We start from the raw sequence: 18703 nt of genomic DNA, 5'->3' as shown, positions 1-18703 counted from the left end.
CTCAAAAAAAAGATTTAAGAAAGTGCTTGCCAGACCCAAGGTCGCTCCGTAGAATGCGCGCCACACCGAAACGAAGGGTGATTAGCTCAGCTGGGAGAGCATCTGCCTTACAAGCAGAGGGTCGGCGGTTCGATCCCGTCATCACCCACCATTCGCTTCATGTGTTACGCGCAGCGGTAGTTCAGTCGGTTAGAATACCGGCCTGTCACGCCGGGGGTCGCGGGTTCGAGTCCCGTCCGCTGCGCCATATTCGGTAACCTGGAACACTGAACGCCAGGTCACCACAGAAAGCCCGCTTAATCGCGGGCTTTTCTTTGTCCGAAATATGGCAAAAAATCGCGATTTAAACTTTTTTTAAATAAATTGCATTTAAATCAAGACATTACGATTTTTTGGTGTATGATGCGCCCACACCGAAACGAAGGGTGATTAGCTCAGCTGGGAGAGCATCTGCCTTACAAGCAGAGGGTCGGCGGTTCGATCCCGTCATCACCCACCATTCGCTTCACGTGTTACGCGCAGCGGTAGTTCAGTCGGTTAGAATACCGGCCTGTCACGCCGGGGGTCGCGGGTTCGAGTCCCGTCCGCTGCGCCATATTCGGCAACCTGGAACACTGAACGCCAGGTCGCTACAAGAAGCCCGCTCATTGAGCGGGCTTTTTTTTGCCCGGATTTTCTGCCTACGGGGCCGCCTCCCGTTTCCGTTGCACCTGCACCATGCGCACCCACACTTCCCGGTGCCCGGGTATCCCTTTGAAAGCTGGGGTTGTGCAGATTGGAACGGTCCGCTTATTTGCTCTTCTTTTTCTTTTCGGCGCGCGTGGCCAGGTGCTCGAAGCAAAATGCGGCGGTGCCGAAGAGCGCAATCATTGTCAGGACGACCATGCCTAAAGTTGAACTTTCCACGATGATTTCCTACGGGTGTTGGGGTAGGAAGTGACGGTAGAGTGCGCGGGCTGGGTTGCTCAAGCGAGACGACGTAATCGTTATGCGAGTGGAGCGATCCATACGCATTCTTTACGGGATGAGCGCAGACGGCCTGTGTAGGCGCTGGTTTGCCAGCGATGGCGGTGTCTCTGACTGACCGCCATCGCCGGCAAACCGGCTCCTACAGATTACGGCTGTGACGGTAGTCGCTGACCGCTTCGTAGACCGCTTTACGCAGGCGGTTGATCCCGCCGATGGGGCGGTGCGCTTGCAGGCCAAACCACGGGTTGAACGACTGGTTGTCACACGCCAGGTTCAGCGCTGGCGTATCAAAATCCTGCGGCGGGATCTTCACCTTGGCCACGGTTTCATACGCCGCGTCGCTTTCCTTCCATTCGATGCTGGTGTCTTCGATCGGCATGAATTTCTGCGGATTCTGCCGTTGGATCTGCAGCACGAAACACGCCGGCACGCGGTCGGTGGAAAGCTGTTGATTCAGGGCGCTGCGCAGGAAGTTCGGCAGATCCTGGTTCTGTTTGGGCAGGACGTACTCCGGGCAGCTTTGTGGGTCGGGCGCGACACGGAACTTGGCATTGGCCGTGCCGAACTTGTAGGGCGAAACCGAAAAGTACGTGGTCTGCGTCGGGCTGGCCGGCGCGGGGGCCAGGGTTGCCAAGGCGATGAACAAGTGCCGCACCTGCCAGCTGCGTGGATCGAGCTTGGGGAAGAACGCCAAGACCTTCTTGCCGTCGGCCTGGGCGCCGATGTTTTGCGCGTACTCCGCCACGTCGCTGACAAAGAAGTTCGGGTGGCTGAACATCACGAAGTCCTGCTCCGTGCGCGCTTGCTGGTCGGCCATCAGTTGTTTGCCCGGTACATCGAGCAACTTGATCGCCATGCCCCGTGCATCGCGGATGCTGTCGAATTGCGGGTAGGCGTTACCGTTGGACAGCCGCATCATCGCTTGCCAGGTCTTGCCTGGCTCGGCGAACACACCCTGGCGCAATGCGGGGTCGAGGTCTGCCAGCACACTGACTTCTGCCTTCACGCAACCATGGGCCTTGGCGTGGGCATCACGCAGGTAGCGCGTGCCCTCGCGGTGCTGGTCGACGATGCGCACAGCGGTCTGGATGATGCCTTGGGTCATCGCCGCTTCGCCGGCCGGGATCTGCTCGTTGGGCGACACCGGGCCGCTGTGTTGCCAGGCAAACCAGGCCGTGGCGGCCAGCCAGCCAAGCAACCCGAGGCCGACCAGCCACAGCAGGGTTTTACCGAGAAACCGGCCCAGGCGCAGCCAGAGGCGGGCCAGAAGAGAGCGTTCGTTGTATTGCGATCGGATAATCATGGCAGTTGTTGCTCCAGCGGGCCGCCCAGCACTTTGAGGTATTCCAGCAGCGCCCAGCGCTCCTGCGGTAGCAGGCCACGGCCGATGACGCCGTTGCCCCGTTGGCCGGCGCGGAATTCATGGCCGCTGTTGTGGTTGCCGGTGATTTTGGTGTCGAACAGGAAGGCGTTCTTGAACGCGGCGGTCTGGAAGCCCAGGTGGCGCGGGTCGTAGTCGAACGTGCCTTTATAGAAGGTGGTGCTGCGCTCGTCCTGGGGCGAGAGCAATTGGTAGATCGTCGGCACCGAACCGTTGTGCAGGAACGGCGGGGTCGCCCAGACACCCGCCAACGGGCGGGCCTTGTAGGCGCGCAGTTCACGCACGCCGATGGGCAGGCCATAGCCGTCCAGGCGCGGGCGTTCGGCCGGGGTCACGCCGGCGGCGCGGTAGGCGTGGTCTTCGACGAACGCGGTGACGTAGGCGAGGCCCTTGGCCACCGACATTTTCTTCAGGTCCAACGGCTCGGTCGGGGTGGGGTGCAGCTCGACATTGAGCTTGGCCAATTCGGCCGGGTCCCACTGCAATGCGCTCAGGTCATAGCGTTGGTCGGCAATGTTGCTGGCGGTGCCGGGGTCGGTGCCGATGTAGTCCACTGGCAGCATTTTCAGTTGCTGCACCGGGCGGCCATTTTCCTGGGTAACGGTAGGCACGTGGCAACCGGCGCAGTTCTCGGCGAACAGGGCGCGACCCTGAGCGGCCAGCGGCTTGTCGATGGCACCGAACAAGTCTTCGGGCCAGGTCGGCGGCTTGAGGCGTTGCAGGGTTTCTTCGATCAGGTTGAGGTCACGTACCCGAACGCTGGAGGGGTAGCGCGCATCGCCTTGCAACGGTTGGCCGGCGCCGTCGAAGAACTGCAGCGTGGCGCCCACGCCGAGGGCTTCACCGATATTGCGCGCCATGGGCTGCTGGGCCGAGCCGTTCCACTGCACCCAGTCGAAGGTCCAGATGTCCCACAAATGCGGGTAGTCCACTGGCGCGTTGGCGACACGGTAGTTGTCCGGGGAAATGGCGTCGCCGAAGCTGGCGTTGGCGATGCGGCCAAACGCGTCGGTGCGGCCCGGGCCTTCTTCGGTGGGGTACAGGCCGCGGTGGGTGTCGTTCCAGGCGACTTTGAGGAACTGGTTCAGCGATTGCTTGAAGTCCTGGCGCAGCTGTTTTTTGCTGTCATCGTCGTAACCTGCGCCGAGCACCGTGCGTGCAAAACGCTCGAACTTCCACGGGTTGTAATAGGTGGCTGCAAGGCTGGCCACCAGCGCCTGGCCAAAACTGCCGCCGCGCAGGGTCGGCACGCTGGAAGGCAGCACATGCTGGGCCGAGCCGCCGTCGATGCGCAGGGCCTGGTCTTTGTAGTGCAGCTCACCGGTATGGCAGGCGGCGCAGGTGATATCAAGGTACTCGGCGGGGCTGCCGGCGTTCTGGTGCCGGGCGAAGCCGACGGGCAGGTTGCCGGGGTTCTGCGTGGTAGGGACTTGCTTGGGGTCGACCAAAAAACCGAAGCGTGCGAGGTATTCCGGCGTGGCAAAACGCGCGTCGGAAAACGGCAGTTCGAGGGCGGTGAACCAGTCGTAATGCAGGCCTTTTACCTGGGTGCCCTGGGGCGTGAAGTAGTAGGTCTGGCGGTCGGCGGCGCTCCATTGATCCTGGTAGTGCACCTGCTTCACGGGCACGTAGTCGGGGAGCCTGGGGTTCACGGTGTAATAGAGCACCACGGCCAGGGCGATGCCCACCAGGATGAATATCAGGAGTAAAACACGGGAAAAAATGCGCAAGATAACTATCCTTGTCGAGTTGTAGCGTTGTTATGCCATCACGTCACAGGTGCGGCAAGTGGCCATGAGCCTGGTGGCGTGTGGTCCCGCGATCCGTCGCGGGCCTCCATAATGAATGAAAATGCTTTTAAACACGTGAACTTATCGGAAGTTTCCTGCTCACATGCCGGTAGCCATTGGTCGTGGCCGCCTGATAAGCTCGCGACTTTATTCGAATGCCCTATTGGCGCATGAACAAGGAAATAGCATGAAACAGCATCGGTTGGCGGCGGCGGTGGCCCTGGTTAGCCTGGTACTTGCGGGTTGTGATTCGCAGACCAGCGTAGAGCTGAAAACCCCGGCGCAGAAAGCTTCCTACGGCATCGGCCTGAACATGGGCAAAAGCCTTGCTCAAGAAGGCATGGATGACCTGGACTCCAAAGCGGTAGCCCAAGGCATCGAAGATGCCGTCGGCAAGAAAGAACAGAAGCTGAAAGACGAAGAACTGGTTGAAGCGTTTGCCGCACTGCAAAAGCGTGCTGAAGAACGCATGACCAAGATGAGCGAAGAGTCGGCAGCGGCCGGCAAGAAATTCCTCGAAGACAACGCCAAGAAAGACGGCGTCGTCACCACTGCTTCCGGTCTGCAGTACAAGATCGTGAAGAAATCCGATGGCGCGCAGCCTAAGCCAACCGACGTCGTGACTGTTCACTACACCGGCAAGCTCACCAACGGCACCACCTTTGACAGCTCCGAAGACCGTGGCAGCCCGATTGACCTGCCGGTCAGCGGTGTGATCCCAGGTTGGGTCGAAGGCCTGCAATTGATGCACGTTGGTGAAGAAGCCGAACTGTACATCCCGTCTGACCTGGCCTACGGTGCCCAGAGCCCGAGCCCGGCGATCCCTGCCAACTCGGTACTGGTGTTCAACCTGAAGCTGCTGGCCATCAAGGACCCAGCCAAGGCTGACGCTCCTGAAGCACCTGCTGCCCCGGCCGCCAAGAAGTAATAGGCGCCTTGAGCACCCGCAACGCCCCGTTTCGACGGGGCGTTGTCGTTTCTGTAGTGAGCGGGCTTGCCCCGCGCCAGAGGCGACTCTGCCCTAATGTGACCGCCGCGGTGCAGTCCCTGGATTTGGATCGGAGTCGCCCCTGGCGCGGGGCAAGCCCGCTCACTACAGATCCAAACGAACGTCCGTGGCCGGTAACAGTCTGATATAAGACTCGAGCACGGGTAGTCGTAGATCAGCGCCAAGTCAATGAAATCTTGGGTTTTTTTATGTGCGCAAAAAATGCCCGATCTGACTGCAAGCCTTGTAGATCGTGGCTTTCAGCCGAAAAAACCGGCTCTGTTCACAAGGTTATCCACAATTTGTGTGGATAACATTTTATGTCGCCTGGAACGGGAGTGACGATGAAAGCACCCTTCAATTTCACCCGCTTTTTGCCCATGGCCGCGCGCCTGCTCGGGCGTGGGCGTCTGCCGACCCTGCTGTTCGCGGTCGCCGCCAAAGGCTCAAGCCAGGGTAACCGGCTGGGCAAGCTCAAGGACGATCTCAAGCTGCTCCAGGCCTTGTGCCTGGCCTACTGGCGCGGCGAGTACCGGGCGATCAGCCCCAAGGCGCTGATCTCGGTGGTGGCGGCGCTGATGTATTTCTTGAGCCCGATTGATGCGATCCCGGACTTCATCCCGGTGTTCGGCATGCTCGACGACATCGCGGTGCTGGCCTGGGTCATGAAGACCCTGGACGGCGAACTGAGCGCGTTTCGCGCCTGGCGCGATGCCCTGCGTCCGGAAAAACTGGCGGTGGTTGAACGCTTGCCGGCGACCCCGGCACTGCTGGCAAAGGAGAACCCGCAAAAAAACTGACAACGCGGCTATCCCCCTGCGACCTTTGTGGCTGTTAGGATTACACTTCTAAGGAAAGAACTTACTTAGTAAGTGTTGTTATCCTACGGGGCAGTCATGGATATTCAGATAATTTCACGCAATGGCGAACCCGAATACGCGGTGTTGCCATGGGATCAGTACCAGGCGCTACTAAAAGCCGCCGGTCAACCGATACCCACCCAGGCTTCTTCCCCCGCTGTAACCCCCGCTCCCGACAGGGATTTGCGCCCGCTCGCAGACCTGCGCGGCCTGCGTGAAGCCAAGGGGCTGGCCATCGAAGCCTTGGCCCGTACCGTGGGCATCAGCCCCTCCTATCTAGGATTGATTGAAAGTGGTGAGCGCCAGCCGGATGCCGCTATTCGCCGCAGCCTGGCCTGGGAATTGGGCGTTGCAGGTTGGAGGGATGAATCTTGAGCCTACGTATCAGCCGTCAACACTGGGATGGGCTACTCAACGAACTGGACCAGGCGCGCCGCCAGCGCCATCTGCTGACCTACCGTGCACTGCTGGAGCGCCTGCAATTTCCCACGCCGGCCATGCAAACCCTGGCGGCCGCCCTGGAGCATCTGGCGGCGCTGGATGCCAAGGCCGAGCAGCCGCTGCGCAGCTCGCTGGTGATCAGCCAGGGCGCCAGCCGCCTGCCGCGTACTGGCTTCTTTGAGTGTGTGGAGCGCCTGGGGCGCTTCAGCGGGCCTTCCGATGGCGTGGCCGCTGCGTCCTGGCACGCCTCGGAGGTGGTGCGGGTGTTCGAGTACGAGTATCCGGAATCGGCCGAGGCTTAAAGTGCCTGGGGCAGCATGTTCAGGCTGTCGATCACATGGATGCTGTAGCCGGCCACGTCCTTGGCATGGTGCTTGGCCTGGGAGGCCAACTCCGCCAATTGGCTGGCATCAAGTTGTCCACAGGCCTGTGGATAGAGGTGCACCACGCCAATCGATAGCGACAACAGGGCAAACTCCTGCCGCACGCCCTGGCGGTTCAATGCCACGAAGCAACCGGCATCGAGGTGTTCGGCGCGGTAGAACCGCCGGCATTGGGTGTGGAAGTCATCCAGCAACTGGTTGAGTCGCTTACGCCAGTCCTGCGGGCCCAGCACCAGCAGAAAGTCATCACCGCCAATGTGCCCGACAAAGTCGCGGCTGGGGTCTACCCGGTCGTTCAGGCACTGCGCCAGGCACAGCAACACTTCATCCCCACGCCCATAGCCGTAGATATCGTTGAACGGCTTGAAGCTGTCGATATCCACGTAGCAGATCACCGACTCGCGCTGTTGTTGCAGCAAACGCGTGAGGCATTGTTGGATCGGTACGTTGCCGGGCAACAAGGTCAGCGGGTTGGCGTAGCGCGCCTGCTGGATCTTCAGTTCGGTGATCAGCTTGAGCACGTCAATCACCCGGCCCAGGCCCAGGTAATCGCCGTTCAAGGTGATGATGAAGTCTTCTTCGATGCGTTGCCGTGCACGGCTGGTGAGCAGGCGGCTGACTTGTTGCAGCGACTGGCTCAACTCCACGGCAAGAAAGTCATCGCTCATCAGGCGGCTGATCGGCTTGCGCGCGAACAGGTCGGTGGCAAAAGGCTTGAGCAGGGCGTCAGACAGCGAATGGCGGTGCACGATACCTACGGGGTGGCCACGCCCATCCAGCACCGCCAGCGAGTTTAGGTTGGCCTGGCGGCGGAACGATTCCAGTACCTGGGCGGTGGCGGTGTCCTGGTCAACCGCCGGTTGCTCGTTGAGCAGGGCGCTGAGGTCGCTGCCTTCTTCGCTGAGGGCGATGTTGGCGTTATCCGGCTTGGGCAGCATCGCCCGCACTTCCTGCGGAGGGTGTTCCTGGGGACGGCAGAGCAAGTAGCCCTGAACGAGGTCGACGCCCATTTCCGTCAACACCGCCAACTCCTCCGGCAACTCGATACCCTCGGCAATCACCTGGGCGCGAGACGCCTTGGCGATCTGCAGGATAGAGCCGACAAACTCGCGCTTGAGCGCATCCTGATGGATGCCGTCGATAAAGTGCCGGTCGATCTTCACGTAATCCGGGCGCAGTTCCGACCACAAGCGCAGGCTGGAATACCCGGCGCCCAAGTCATCCAGTGCGATCGCAAAGCCCATGTCACGGTAGTGGTGCAGGGCGGTCTGCAGCAGCTCGAAATCGTCGGTCGGTGTCTGTTCGGTGAGCTCGATCACCACCTGGCTGGGTGGAATGCCGAAGTCACGCAGCAATTGCAGCGTGCGGCCCGGTTGATGGGCCGTTTCCATCAGGGATTCCGGCGAGATGTTCAAGAACAGCTTGCCCGGCAGTTTCTGCTCGCTGAAGCGTCGACACGCGCTCTCGCGGCAGGCGATTTCCAGCTCGCTGAGGCGCCCGGCATGGCTGGCCACGGAGAACAGCGCGACGGGGGAGTGCAGTGGGCTGTTGGACGGGCCACGGCTCAAGGCTTCGTAGCCGAGGATGCGCCGTTCGGACAGGCAGATGATCGGTTGGAACAGGCTGTGCAAACTGCCTTGAGCCAGGATTGAGCTCAGGGCCTTCAGCTGTTCGGTCATGGTCATGGCGATCTCGATCGAAAAAAAAGGACCGCAGGCTTAACGCCTGCGGTCCTTCATTTCACGACAGAATGATGTCTATATGATGACACTCCGGGGAGCGTTCACATTAAATTGCCATCATTTACTGCTTGGCAACCTGCTTGGAGATTTTGAGGTAGTCCAGCAGGATGCGACCGGTCTCCGCCAGGTAGGCGTCATCTTCCGGCTTGGTTTTTTCCGGCTCGGCCGGCAGTGCATCTTCGTCTTCTTTCTTCAGCTCTTTGAGCGGGTCTTCACCCTTGGCCTTGCGGCGGGTGTTTTCCAGCACAAGCTGCTGATTCTCGATGGAGGTGTGCTGCGCACGACGGTCCGCTTCGTTGAGGCTGACGGTTTTCTCTTCCATCAGCTTTTTGGCCAGCGCCAGTTTGTCGCGGATAAACACGAACTCGGCATCCTTGGCGGAGCGCGCATCATGGTCAGCCTTCAACTGCGCCAGGAACGGTTTGAACGGGTCCGACGCCGGCTTGATCGCAGGACGGATAGTGTCCCACGGCATGGCTTCGGGCAGGGCGCTCTCGCCGATTTCCTTGGTGTCGATGATCGACGGGAAGTCGATGTCCGGCAGTACGCCCTGATGCTGGGTGCTCTGCCCGGAAACGCGGTAGAACTTGGCCAGTGTCAGCTTGAGCTCGCCATGGTTCAGCGGCTGGATGGTCTGCACGGTGCCTTTGCCGAAGGTCTGGCCACCGATGATCAGCGCACGGTGATAGTCCTGCATGGCGCCGGCGAAAATCTCCGAGGCCGAGGCCGAAAGGCGGTTGACCAGCAACGCCATCGGCCCTTTGTAGAAGGCGCCCGGGTTCTCGTCTTCGAGCACGTCGACACGGCCGTCAGCATTGCGTACCAACACGGTCGGGCCCTTGTCGATAAACAGGCTGGTCAGCTCGGTGGCTTCTTGCAGGGAACCGCCGCCGTTGTTGCGCAGGTCGATGACCACGCCGTCGACTTTTTCCTTCTGCAGCTCAGTCAGGATTTTCTTCACGTCGCGGGTGGTGGACTTGTAGTCCGGGTCGCCAGCGCGGAAGGCCTTGAAGTCCAGGTAGAAGGCCGGGATTTCAATCACGCCCAGCTTGTAGTCCTTGCCATCCTGCTTGAGGTTGAGGACTTTCTTCTGCACGGCCTGGTCTTCGAGCTTCACCGCTTCACGGGTGATCGACACGATCTTGCTGGTCTGGTCGTTCGGCGCATTGGTGTGCGGAATCACTTCCAGGCGCACCACGCTGCCTTTCGGCCCACGGATCAGCTTGACCACTTCGTCCAGGCGCCAGCCGACCACGTCGACCATCTCTTTGTCGGCCTGGGCCACGCCGATGATCTTGTCAGCCGGCGCGACTTGCTTGGTCTTGTCTGCCGGACCTGCCGGCACCAGGCGCACAATCTTCACTTGGTCGTTGTCGCTTTGCAGGACGGCACCGATGCCTTCCAGCGACAGACTCATATTGATATCGAAATTTTCCGCGTTATCTGGCGACAGATAATTGGTGTGCGGGTCGTAGGACATCGCGAAGGTGTTGATGTAGGCCTGGAAGATGTCTTCGGCACGGGTCTGGTCCAGGCGCGCCAGCTGGTTCTTGTAGCGCTTGGTCAGCAGTTCCTGGATGGCCTTGGGCTCTTTGCCGGCGATCTTCAGGCGCAGCACTTCGTCCTTGACGCGTTTGCGCCACAGGTCGTCGAGGGCGGCGGTGCTGGTCAGCCAGGGGGCGTCCTTGCGGTCCACCAGAAGGGTTTCCTTCTGGGTGAAGTCGAGCTTGTCGACGCCTTTGTCCAGCTCGGCCAGCGCGAAGTCCAGACGCGCTTTCACGCGGTCCAGGTAGCGCTTGTAGATGGTAAAGCCGGGCTGCAGGTCGCCGCTCTTGAGGAAGTCGTCGAACTGCGTCTTCCACTTGTCGAACTCAGCGATATCGCTGGCCAGGAAGTAGCTGCGCGACGGGTCCAGCAGCTTGAGGTAGCTGTCGTAGATGATCACCGAGCGAGCGTCGTCCAGCGGCGGCTTGCTGTAGTGATGGCGCTTGAGCAACTCGACGACGTTAAGGCTGGCAATCACCTCATCGCGATCCGGCTGAAGGTTGTCCCAGCTGTTGGCTGCGAACGTATTGGTCGACATCGACGCGAAGCCGAGACCAATGAAAAGAGCGAGGGCGGTGCTTGGGAACAAATGCTTCATGCTGATTCGACGCGGGGGCAATTGATAACGCATATTAGGCCGTCTTTGAGGGAGCCGGTTCCATATGGTCCGGTCGCATAATGCAAAAAGCCCGGCGCTACAGCTACGGGCTCAGTCCAGACTCACTATGGAGGCACTGTGAAAGCATTGCAAGGCGTTGACGGTCACGTGGAGTGGTTGGATGAACCCCGTCCTACCTGCGATGTAGGCCAAGTTCGCATTCGTGTGGCGGCTGCGGGCCTCAATCGCGCCGATTTATTACAGCGTGCGGGGCTCTATCCGCCGCCCCCGGGCGCGAGCCACGTGTTGGGCCTGGAGTGTTCCGGGGTGATCAGCGAAGTCGGCCCGGGTTCGTCCTGGCAGGTCGGCGACCGCGTGTGCGCGCTGTTGGCGGGGGGTGGCATGGCCGAAGAGGTGGTGGTGGACGCACGCCACGTACTGCCGGTGCCGGAGGGCTTGTCGCTGGTCGAAGCGGCGGCGCTGCCTGAGGTGTATAGCACCGCGTGGCTCAACCTGTTCCAGCTGGCGGGGCTCAAGCCTGGTGAGAAGGTGTTGTTGCATGCCGGCGCCAGTGGCGTGGGTTCGGCGGCGATCCAGCTGTGCAAGGTGTTTGGCAGCCCGTGCTGGGTCAGTGTCGGCTCGGCAGACCGGCTGGCTTACTGCGAAGCGCTGGGCGCCCAGGGCGGTGTGGTGCGTACCGACGGCATCGAAAGTTTGCGGGATTTCGGGCCGTTCGATGTGATCCTCGACCCGGTCGGCGGTGACTATGCGGCGCTGGACCTCAAGCTGCTGGCCCTCGACGGTCGTTGGGTGCTGATCGGCCTGATGGGCGGCCGCGAGGCCAAGCTGGACCTGGCCCAGGTGCTGGGCAAGCGTGTGCAACTGCTGGGCTCGACCCTGCGCAGCCGCAGCGATCAGTTCAAGGCCGACTTGTTCAGTGACCTCAGCCAGCACGTGTGGCCGCTGTTTGTCGAAGGACGCCTGAGCCCGCAATTGGCCAAGACCTTCCCGATCAAGGACGCCGAGGCGGCGTTTGCGGAGCTGGCGACCAACCAGATTTCAGGGAAACTGGTGTTGGTGATCGATGAGACGCTGACCTGATCTTTAAATTGGAATGCGATCAATGTGGGAGCTGGCTTGCCCGCGATAGCGGTCTGTCAGATGAAGAATTCTTCACTGATAGACCGCTATCGCGGGCAAGCCAGCTCCCACAGTTGATTGGGTTTTCAATTCAGCAGGGTGTGATCAGATCCAGTGGTGGATTGGCCAGCCTTCTTGTTCGGCATGGGCACGCAGTACCGGATCCGGGTTCACCACCTGTGGGTACTCCACCTTGCTCAGCAATGGCAGGTCATTGCGCGAATCCGAATAGAAATACGCGCCCTCCAACGTCTCACCTTCCTGTTCCAGCCATTCCAGCAAGCGGGTGATCTTGCCTTCACGGTAAGTCAGCACGCCCACGGTCTGGCCGCTGTACACGCCATGGCTTATTTCCAGGTCAATCCCCAGTACTTCATCGATGCCGATGCGCGCGGCAATCGGCTTGACCAAATGCGTGCCCGACGCCGAAATCACCAGGATCCGGTCGCCATTGGCCCGGTGGCGGGCGATGGTCTTGGTGGCGTCGCTGTAGATCAGCGGCTCGATCACGTCCTCGACCCACGGCTCCACCAGGTGTTCGATTTCTTCCGGTGTGCGGCCAATCATCGGCTCCAGGCTGAAGGTCATGAAATCTTCCATCAGCAGCTTGCCCTGGCTGTAGGCGTCCATCAGTTCGTTGTTCTTGCGCATGAACGACTCGCGGTCGACCCAGCCCAGGCGGCCCATCTGCTCGCTCCACAGGGTGGCGCAGTCACCGTGGATGAGGGTGTCGTCCAGATCAAAAATTACCAATGCCATCGGTCACGCTCTCTCAATCAATCGTTGCATCAGGCTACTTCACACAGGGCACTTGGGTCGATGGACAGTGCCAGGCGTTGCCCGTCCGGGTGCAGGTCGTCGGCCGAACGGTTGAGCACGTCCACCACCAGTTCCACGCCGCGTGCCTCGATGCGGTAGCGGATCACGTTGCCCAGCAGGCTGTGGCTGCGCACCAGCGCGTCGAGTTCGCCGCTGCGGCTCAGCTCGATGGCTTCCGGGCGAATGGCGATGCGGCTGTTGATCGGGCGTTGCAGCAGTTGGGTGGCCTTGTCGGCGTCCAGCAGGTTGTAGTTGCCGATAAAGCCCGCCGCGAACACATCGACCGGCGCGGTGTAGAGGGTTTCGGCGTCGCCGCTCTGCACGATCTTGCCCTGGTTCATCAGGAAGATGCGGTCGGACATGGTCAGGGCTTCTTCCTGGTCATGGGTCACGAAGATGGTGGTCAGCCCCAGCTCGCGCTGGATGTGGCGGATCTGTTCGCGCAGGTGCTTGCGAATCCGTGCATCGAGTGCCGACAGTGGTTCATCGAGCAGCAGCAGGCGTGGGCGGGTGACCAGCGAGCGGGCCAGGGCCACGCGCTGGCATTGGCCACCGGACATCTGGTGCGGGTAGCGGCCGGCCAGGTCCTTGAGTTCGACCAGTTGCAGCACTTCCTGCACGCGCTTGTGGCTGTCGTCGGCGTTGACCTTCTGCATGCGCAGGCCGAAGGCGACGTTCTGTTCCACGGTCATGTTGGGGAACAGCGCGTAGCTCTGGAACACCATGCCGATGTGTCGTTTCTGCGGGCTCAGCGGGACGATGTCCTGGCCATCCAGCAGGATTTTGCCGCTGTCCACCGGCGTGAGGCCGGCGATGCAGCGCAGCAGGGTGGACTTGCCGCAACCGGACGGGCCGAGCAGCGTGACGAATTCGCCCTTGCCGATTTCGCAGTTGATGTCGCTGAACACCGGGGTGCCGGCGTAGCCTTTTTGCAAATGTTGGACGCTGACGAAGCTCATTGGCTTTTGTCCTTGTTCAAGATATTGGCGGCCCAGGTCAGCACCAGCACAAAGAAGAAATAGGAAATGACGACGGCACTGGTGAAGTGGCCGCTGCTGTTGCGCATGTTGTTGAGGTACACCTGCAGGGTTTCGTAGCGGGTGCCTACCAGGATGTTGGCGAACACGAACTCGCCGAACAGGAACGAGAATGAGAGCAGCAGTGCAACCATCAGGCCTTTGCGCAGGTTCGGCAGTACCACCAGGATCGCGGCCTGCCAGGTGCTAGCGCCGAGCAGTTGGGAGGCGTCCATCAGGTCGCGCAGGTTGATGGCTTGCAGGTTGTTGGTGATCGCGCGGTACATGAACGGCAGTGCCACGGTGAAGTAGCAACCGATCAATATCCACGGCGTGCCCACCATCGCCAGTGGCCCGGAGCCGTAGAGTTGCAGCAGGCCTACCGACGACACCACCGGCGGCACCGCGAAGGGCAGCAGGATCAGGATGTTCATCAGGGCGTCGAGCCGGGGGAAGTGGTAATGCACCACGAACAGCAACGGCAGGATCAGCACCACCGACAGGATCAGCGCGCCGACGCACACCAGCAGAGACTGGCCGAAGGCGGCCAGGAAGCGCGGGTCGCTCCACAGTTGCACATACCATTTCACGGTAAAGCCGGCCGGCAGCACGGTGGCCGACCAACTGCTGGCAATGGAGTAAACGAAGGTACCCAACAGCGGCAGTACCAGGATCAGGAACAACAGATACACCACTACCCGATGGTAGAGGGTGGCCGGGCCGGCTTCAGCGCGAGACATGGTAGCTCCTCTTGAGCAGCAGTTGATGGACCACGGTGACCACGGTCATCAGCGCCACCAGCACCACGGCCAGGGCGCTGGCCATGTTCGGGTCAAGGGACACGTCGCCGGAGACCAGGCCCGCGATGCGGATCGGCAGTACGTTGAAATTGCCGGTGGTCAGTGCATACACCGTGGCGTAGGCGCCCAGCGCGTTGGCCAGCAGGATCACGAAGGTGCCCAGCAGCGCCGGCGTGAGCACCGGCAAGCCGATATGCCGCCAGAACTGCCAGCCATTGGCACCCAGCAGGGCAGCCGACTCGCGCCAGTCTTCACGCAGTGCGTCGAAGGCGGGGTAGAGCAGCAGCACGCCGAGGGGAATCTGGAAATAGGTGTAGAGGATGATCAATCCGGTTTTGGAATACAGGTTGAAGTCCTGGATGATCCCGGCCTGCTTGAGCATCAGGGTGATGCTGCCGTTGAAACCCAGCAGGATGATGAACGCAAACGCCAAGGGCACGCCGGCAAAGTTGCTGGTCATGTTGGCGAAGGCGGTGACGAAATTGCGCAGCGGCGAATCCACCCGACGCAAGGAGTAGCTGCCCAGCGTGGCGATGATGATGCCGAAGACGCTGGAGTAGAAGCTGATCTCCAGGCTGAACTGGATGGCTTGCAGGTAGAACTTCGAGCTGAAGATACGCGTGAAGTTTTCCAGGCCCCAACCGGCTTCCTCGGTTTGCAGGCTGTTGATCAGCACCCACACCAGCGGGGCAATTTCGAACACGATGAAGAACAGCGCGAACGGCACCAGGCACAGCAGTGCCAGCCATTTACCACGGGTCATTTCAACAGCTCCCGGCATACAGGTTTGTCGTGGGGCACACCCAGCAGTTCGCAGACGGTGCCGCACAACTCGGTCTGTTTGGGCGCGGCATTCGCATCCAGACTGAAGGCATCGCCAAGGAGGAACAACGGCACTTCGCGCTCTTCCGGCAGCAGGCCGTTGTGGGAGCGGTCGTTGTTCATGCCGTGGTCGGCCGTCACCAGCACCTGGTAGCCGGCGTCGAGCCAGCCTTGCAGGTAGTCGGCCAGGATGATGTCGGCCGAGCGTGCGCTGTTGCGGTACTGCGGTGTGTCGAGGCCGTGCTTGTGCCCGGCGTCGTCGATGTTCATCGGGTGCACCACCAGAAAGTTCGGCGCGTGTTTGAGGCGCAGGCTTTCGGCGTCGGCGAACAGGTGGGAATCGGGGTAGTGGTCATTCCAGTAGAAATGCCCGTGCTGGATCGCCAGCGTCTTGTCGTCGGTATGACGATCACGGGCGGCGATAAAGGGCGTGCGGTTATACAACTCGCTGACCCAGTGGTAAGCCGCGGCCGCTGTGGTGAGGCCGGCGTCGGTGGCGTAATGGAAAATGCTGCGTTGGTTGGACAGGCGCGAAACATGGTTGTGCACGATACCGCTCTGGATCGGTGGTACGCCGGTCAGGATGCATTCATACAACGGGCGGGACAGGGCGGGCAGTTCACATTCCAGCTTGTAGAGCGCTGCGCGTCCTGCGCCGACATAGGCCTGCAAGTGCCCCATGGCGTGCCGCGCAACCTCGAAGTTCAGGCCGTCGAGCACGACAAGGATGACATTGTGCTTCATGGGGGCTGGAGCTCCGCAACAGGTGGTTTGACTCAAATTCTCTGGCGTAACCGGGTCAAAATGTGGGGGCTGGCTTGCCTGCGATAGCGGAGTATCAGTCGACATAGAGGCTGAATGTCATACCGCTATCGCAGGCAAGCCAGCTCCCACACCGGCCGCATTTCAGGCAGTGAGCCCGATTACTTCATTTCTACGATGACTTGCTCGTTCCACAGCTGAGGCAGCTTCTTGGAAGTCGCTTCCCAGGCATCGGCATCTTTGATTGGCTGCGGATTGGCCTTGGTGTACTGCTCGCCCGGGATCAGGTTCTTGGCGATATCGGCCGGCAGTTTCAGGTCGGTTTCAGCACGGATTGGACGCGCATTGCCTTTTGCCAGGTTGAGTTGGCCGGCATCGCTGAAGATGTATTCGCGGGTCAGCTTGGCGGCGTTCGGGTGCTTGGCGTATTTGTTGATGATGGTGGTGTAGCCGGATTTCACCGAACCGTCCGATGGGATCAGCACCACGTAGTCATCCGGGTTGGCCATCTTGGCCTTGTAGCTCAGGCCGTTGAAGTCCCAGACCACGCCCACTTCGACTTCGCCTTTTTCCATGGTGGCGATGGTCGGGTTGGACAGCGAAAGACGGCCTTGCTGGGCGATCTTGGTGAAGAACTGCAGGCCAGGGGCGATGTTCTTTTCGTCGCCTTTATTGGCGATGGCGGCGGCCAGTACGCCGTTGGCCGCCTGGGCCGCGGTGCTCACGTCACCGATGGAGACCTTGTACTTGCCTTTTTGCAGGTCAGCCCAGCTGGTGGGCACTTCCGAGCCGTGCAGCAGCTTCTTGTTGACGATAAAGGCGATGGTACCGGTGTAGGCCAGCGCCCAGTGACCGTCCTTGTCTTTTGCCCAATCCGGCACCTGGGCCCAGGTGGACGGTTTGTACGGCTGGGTGACTTCCTGCTTCACCGCAATCGGACCGAACGCTGCGCCCACGTCGCCGATGTCGGCGCTGGCGTTGTCTTTCTCGGCCTTGAACTTGGCGATTTCCTGGGCCGAGCTCATGTCGGTGTCGATGTGCTTGAGGCCGTAGGTCTTGGCCAGGTCTTCCCAGGTGCCTTTCCAGTTGGCCCAGTCATCGGGCATGCCGACGCTGTTGACGGCGCCTTCCGCTTTCGCGGCAGCTTCCAGGGTTTTCAAATCGGTATCAGCAGCCATGGCGGCGGTGCACATGGCAATGGTCGAGCCTAACAGTGATGCCAGGAAAAGCTGTTTCATCCGAAGCTCCTTTGGGCGTGTTCAACGCTGCGTTTTTATGAACGATTGCGGGGGGCGATTCATCACTGATTTCTTGGGGCGCGTTGCGCCTGAAAGCCGGCCAGGCAAGGCGCAGTCCGCAGGTAAGGGTTGTTTCCTTGCCAAGGACTGCAACACAGCATGGCCGGCTTTCAGGCACAACCCGAAGGGCCGGGCCTGATTTTGCGCAGGGCTGCGTTTCTCGTCGCTTATTTGGAACAACCAAACCACGCTCCTCGCGCCTTGCCCTGCACAAAATCAGGTCCGGCGCGCCCCAATAAATCAGTGATGAATCGCCCCAGTTGGTCTAGGTCAGCAATACCTGAGCCAATCTAGGCGTGCCTGATGACAGTTTCATGTCGATGTCGTTTTTAAATCGCGGATGTCGCTGGTCGCAGAGTGAGCGTAGACCATGCCCAAATGCCCGCAGGCGTTCGACTTGGCCGATGTATTGCAGAGTGTGGGGCAGGGGCGTGAGAGGGGCTGTCATCTGTCGGTCATCTGTAATGCCTAGGCTGGCAGGCAACAGCTCAAGCCCTGATAGAGCGCGGTTTGTGCACCGAAGCGGTGCTGGTCTAGTCCAGATAGGTAACATTGATGCGTGATGAGGCAATCAAGGCGGTGACATCCATCGGCCTGGCGCTGCAAGAGCAGATCGACCACGGCCTGTTGCCGCCTGCGAGTAAATTGCCCGCCGAGCGCAAGCTCAGCGAGTTGTTTGGTACCACTCGCATTACGGTGCGGGAAGCCTTGTTACAACTGGAGGCCCAGGGGCAGATCTATCGCGAGGAGCGTCGCGGCTGGTTTGTCTCGCCACCCCGGCTGGCCTACAACCTGATGCAGCGCAGCCACTTTCACGCGATGGTCAGCGACCAGGGGCGGGTACCTTCCACCGAGGTGATTTCCGCGCGGCTGCAGCCGGCGTCGGCGGCGGTGTGTGCGTGGTTGCAGTTGCCGGCCTTGTCCAGTGTGATCCAGGTGTGCCGAGGCCGGCGCATTGACGGGCGCCTGGTGTTGTACGTGGAGCATTACCTGAACCCGCAGTATTTCCCGGGGATCCTGGAGTGTGACCTGAATCAGTCGATGACCGAGCTGTATGCCCGTCAATATGACTTGCACTATGGGCGGGTGCGTTTTGAAATTGTGCCGACTTCATTGCCTGTGGAAGCCGCCGCCGCGTTGCGCGTGTCGGTGGGCAGCCCGGGCTTGCGCATTGCCCGGGTCAATTACGATCAGCATCAGCGCTTGATCGACTGCGACCTGGAGTTCTGGCGACACGACGCCATCCACGTCGGCGTCGATGTCGCCTGACACCCACGTCCGCTGTAGAGCCCACTTGTTGTGGCGAGGGAGCTTGCTCCCGTTCGACAGCGTAGCTGGAGCCTGCTTTT

The 18703-nt window shown here is 60.7% G+C and carries 16 protein-coding genes and 4 tRNA genes; 10 read left to right on the top strand and 10 right to left on the bottom strand.

What is annotated here, in order from left to right; translation table 11 throughout:
* The first annotated feature begins 75 nt into the window (after positions 1–75).
* The 4 genes from ACVWVP_RS08910 to ACVWVP_RS08895 all read left to right on the top strand — a co-directional run bounded on the left by ACVWVP_RS08910 (position 76) and on the right by ACVWVP_RS08895 (position 595).
* A tRNA-Val gene (locus ACVWVP_RS08910) sits at positions 76–151 on the top strand.
* A 19-nt stretch (positions 152–170) separates the two neighbouring features.
* Positions 171–247 (top strand) — tRNA-Asp (locus ACVWVP_RS08905).
* A 176-nt stretch (positions 248–423) separates the two neighbouring features.
* Positions 424–499, top strand: a tRNA-Val gene (locus tag ACVWVP_RS08900).
* 19 nt (positions 500–518) lie between these two features.
* Positions 519–595: transfer RNA gene (locus ACVWVP_RS08895), tRNA-Asp, on the top strand.
* A gap of 513 nt (positions 596–1108) precedes the next feature.
* Here the strand turns inward: ACVWVP_RS08895 and ACVWVP_RS08890 are convergent.
* Both ACVWVP_RS08890 and ACVWVP_RS08885 read right to left on the bottom strand, forming a co-directional pair.
* The gene (locus tag ACVWVP_RS08890; protein WP_178922116.1) at positions 1109–2272 is read right to left on the bottom strand and encodes a catalase family protein; all 1164 of its coding nucleotides are present in this window, start codon (positions 2270–2272) and stop codon (positions 1109–1111) included.
* A complete protein-coding gene (locus ACVWVP_RS08885) occupies positions 2269–4080 on the bottom strand; it encodes a di-heme-cytochrome C peroxidase (protein WP_457405332.1) in 1812 nt (603 codons plus the stop codon). Before ACVWVP_RS08885 ends, ACVWVP_RS08890 begins: the two co-directional genes overlap by 4 nt.
* A gap of 247 nt (positions 4081–4327) precedes the next feature.
* On the opposite strand from ACVWVP_RS08885, the gene ACVWVP_RS08880 reads away from it, so the two are divergent.
* From ACVWVP_RS08880 to ACVWVP_RS08865, 4 genes are all read left to right on the top strand, one after another.
* Positions 4328–5068, top strand: coding sequence for an FKBP-type peptidyl-prolyl cis-trans isomerase (locus ACVWVP_RS08880; protein ID WP_176996429.1), 741 nt, complete (start codon positions 4328–4330; stop codon positions 5066–5068).
* A 404-nt stretch (positions 5069–5472) separates the two neighbouring features.
* Complete coding sequence (locus tag ACVWVP_RS08875) at positions 5473–5928, top strand: YkvA family protein (RefSeq protein ID WP_178922112.1); 456 nt, start codon at positions 5473–5475, stop codon at positions 5926–5928.
* 96 nt (positions 5929–6024) lie between these two features.
* Positions 6025–6363: a helix-turn-helix domain-containing protein gene (locus ACVWVP_RS08870; protein WP_457405330.1), complete on the top strand. Its 339-nt coding sequence runs from the start codon at positions 6025–6027 to the stop codon at positions 6361–6363.
* Complete coding sequence (locus ACVWVP_RS08865) at positions 6360–6731, top strand: hypothetical protein (protein WP_005786715.1); 372 nt, start codon at positions 6360–6362, stop codon at positions 6729–6731. Before ACVWVP_RS08870 ends, ACVWVP_RS08865 begins: the two co-directional genes overlap by 4 nt.
* Here ACVWVP_RS08865 and ACVWVP_RS08860 read toward each other — a convergent pair.
* Together ACVWVP_RS08860 and ACVWVP_RS08855 are read right to left on the bottom strand one after the other, a co-directional pair.
* Positions 6728–8497: a bifunctional diguanylate cyclase/phosphodiesterase gene (locus ACVWVP_RS08860; protein WP_457405328.1), complete on the bottom strand. Its 1770-nt coding sequence runs from the start codon at positions 8495–8497 to the stop codon at positions 6728–6730. The two genes, ACVWVP_RS08865 and ACVWVP_RS08860, sit on opposite strands and share 4 nt — an antisense overlap.
* Before the next feature lie 118 nt (positions 8498–8615).
* Positions 8616–10697: a carboxy terminal-processing peptidase gene (locus ACVWVP_RS08855; RefSeq protein WP_178922106.1), complete on the bottom strand. Its 2082-nt coding sequence runs from the start codon at positions 10695–10697 to the stop codon at positions 8616–8618.
* 138 nt (positions 10698–10835) lie between these two features.
* Between ACVWVP_RS08855 and ACVWVP_RS08850 the strand changes: the two genes are divergently transcribed.
* Positions 10836–11798, top strand: a complete 963-nt coding sequence (locus ACVWVP_RS08850) for a zinc-binding dehydrogenase (protein ID WP_178922104.1) — start codon at positions 10836–10838, stop codon at positions 11796–11798.
* A 144-nt stretch (positions 11799–11942) separates the two neighbouring features.
* Here the strand turns inward: ACVWVP_RS08850 and ACVWVP_RS08845 are convergent, their stop codons facing one another.
* The 6 genes from ACVWVP_RS08845 to ACVWVP_RS08820 form a co-directional block, all read right to left on the bottom strand.
* Complete coding sequence (locus ACVWVP_RS08845; RefSeq protein WP_178922100.1) at positions 11943–12596, bottom strand: HAD family hydrolase; 654 nt, start codon at positions 12594–12596, stop codon at positions 11943–11945.
* A gap of 29 nt (positions 12597–12625) precedes the next feature.
* Complete coding sequence (locus ACVWVP_RS08840; RefSeq protein ID WP_178922098.1) at positions 12626–13615, bottom strand: ABC transporter ATP-binding protein; 990 nt, start codon at positions 13613–13615, stop codon at positions 12626–12628.
* Complete coding sequence (locus ACVWVP_RS08835; RefSeq protein ID WP_259173207.1) at positions 13612–14412, bottom strand: ABC transporter permease; 801 nt, start codon at positions 14410–14412, stop codon at positions 13612–13614. Before ACVWVP_RS08835 ends, ACVWVP_RS08840 begins: the two co-directional genes overlap by 4 nt.
* A complete protein-coding gene (locus ACVWVP_RS08830; protein WP_371319350.1) occupies positions 14399–15235 on the bottom strand; it encodes an ABC transporter permease in 837 nt (278 codons plus the stop codon). The genes ACVWVP_RS08835 and ACVWVP_RS08830 overlap by 14 nt, the downstream gene beginning before the upstream one ends.
* Positions 15232–16038, bottom strand: coding sequence for an alkaline phosphatase family protein (locus tag ACVWVP_RS08825; RefSeq protein ID WP_457405322.1), 807 nt, complete (start codon positions 16036–16038; stop codon positions 15232–15234). The genes ACVWVP_RS08830 and ACVWVP_RS08825 overlap by 4 nt, the downstream gene beginning before the upstream one ends.
* A gap of 179 nt (positions 16039–16217) precedes the next feature.
* Complete coding sequence (locus tag ACVWVP_RS08820) at positions 16218–17294, bottom strand: ABC transporter substrate-binding protein (RefSeq protein WP_178920134.1); 1077 nt, start codon at positions 17292–17294, stop codon at positions 16218–16220.
* A 615-nt stretch (positions 17295–17909) separates the two neighbouring features.
* Here ACVWVP_RS08820 and ACVWVP_RS08815 point away from each other — a divergent pair.
* Entirely contained in the window at positions 17910–18623 is a 714-nt protein-coding gene (locus ACVWVP_RS08815) for a UTRA domain-containing protein (protein WP_176996418.1), read from the top strand.
* The last annotated feature ends 80 nt before the right edge of the window (positions 18624–18703 follow it).

Source organism: Pseudomonas sp. TE24901, assembly GCF_054058375.1.
The sequence above is the reverse complement of the archived record's forward strand: the minus strand, read 5'-3'. Positions and strand labels throughout refer to the sequence as shown.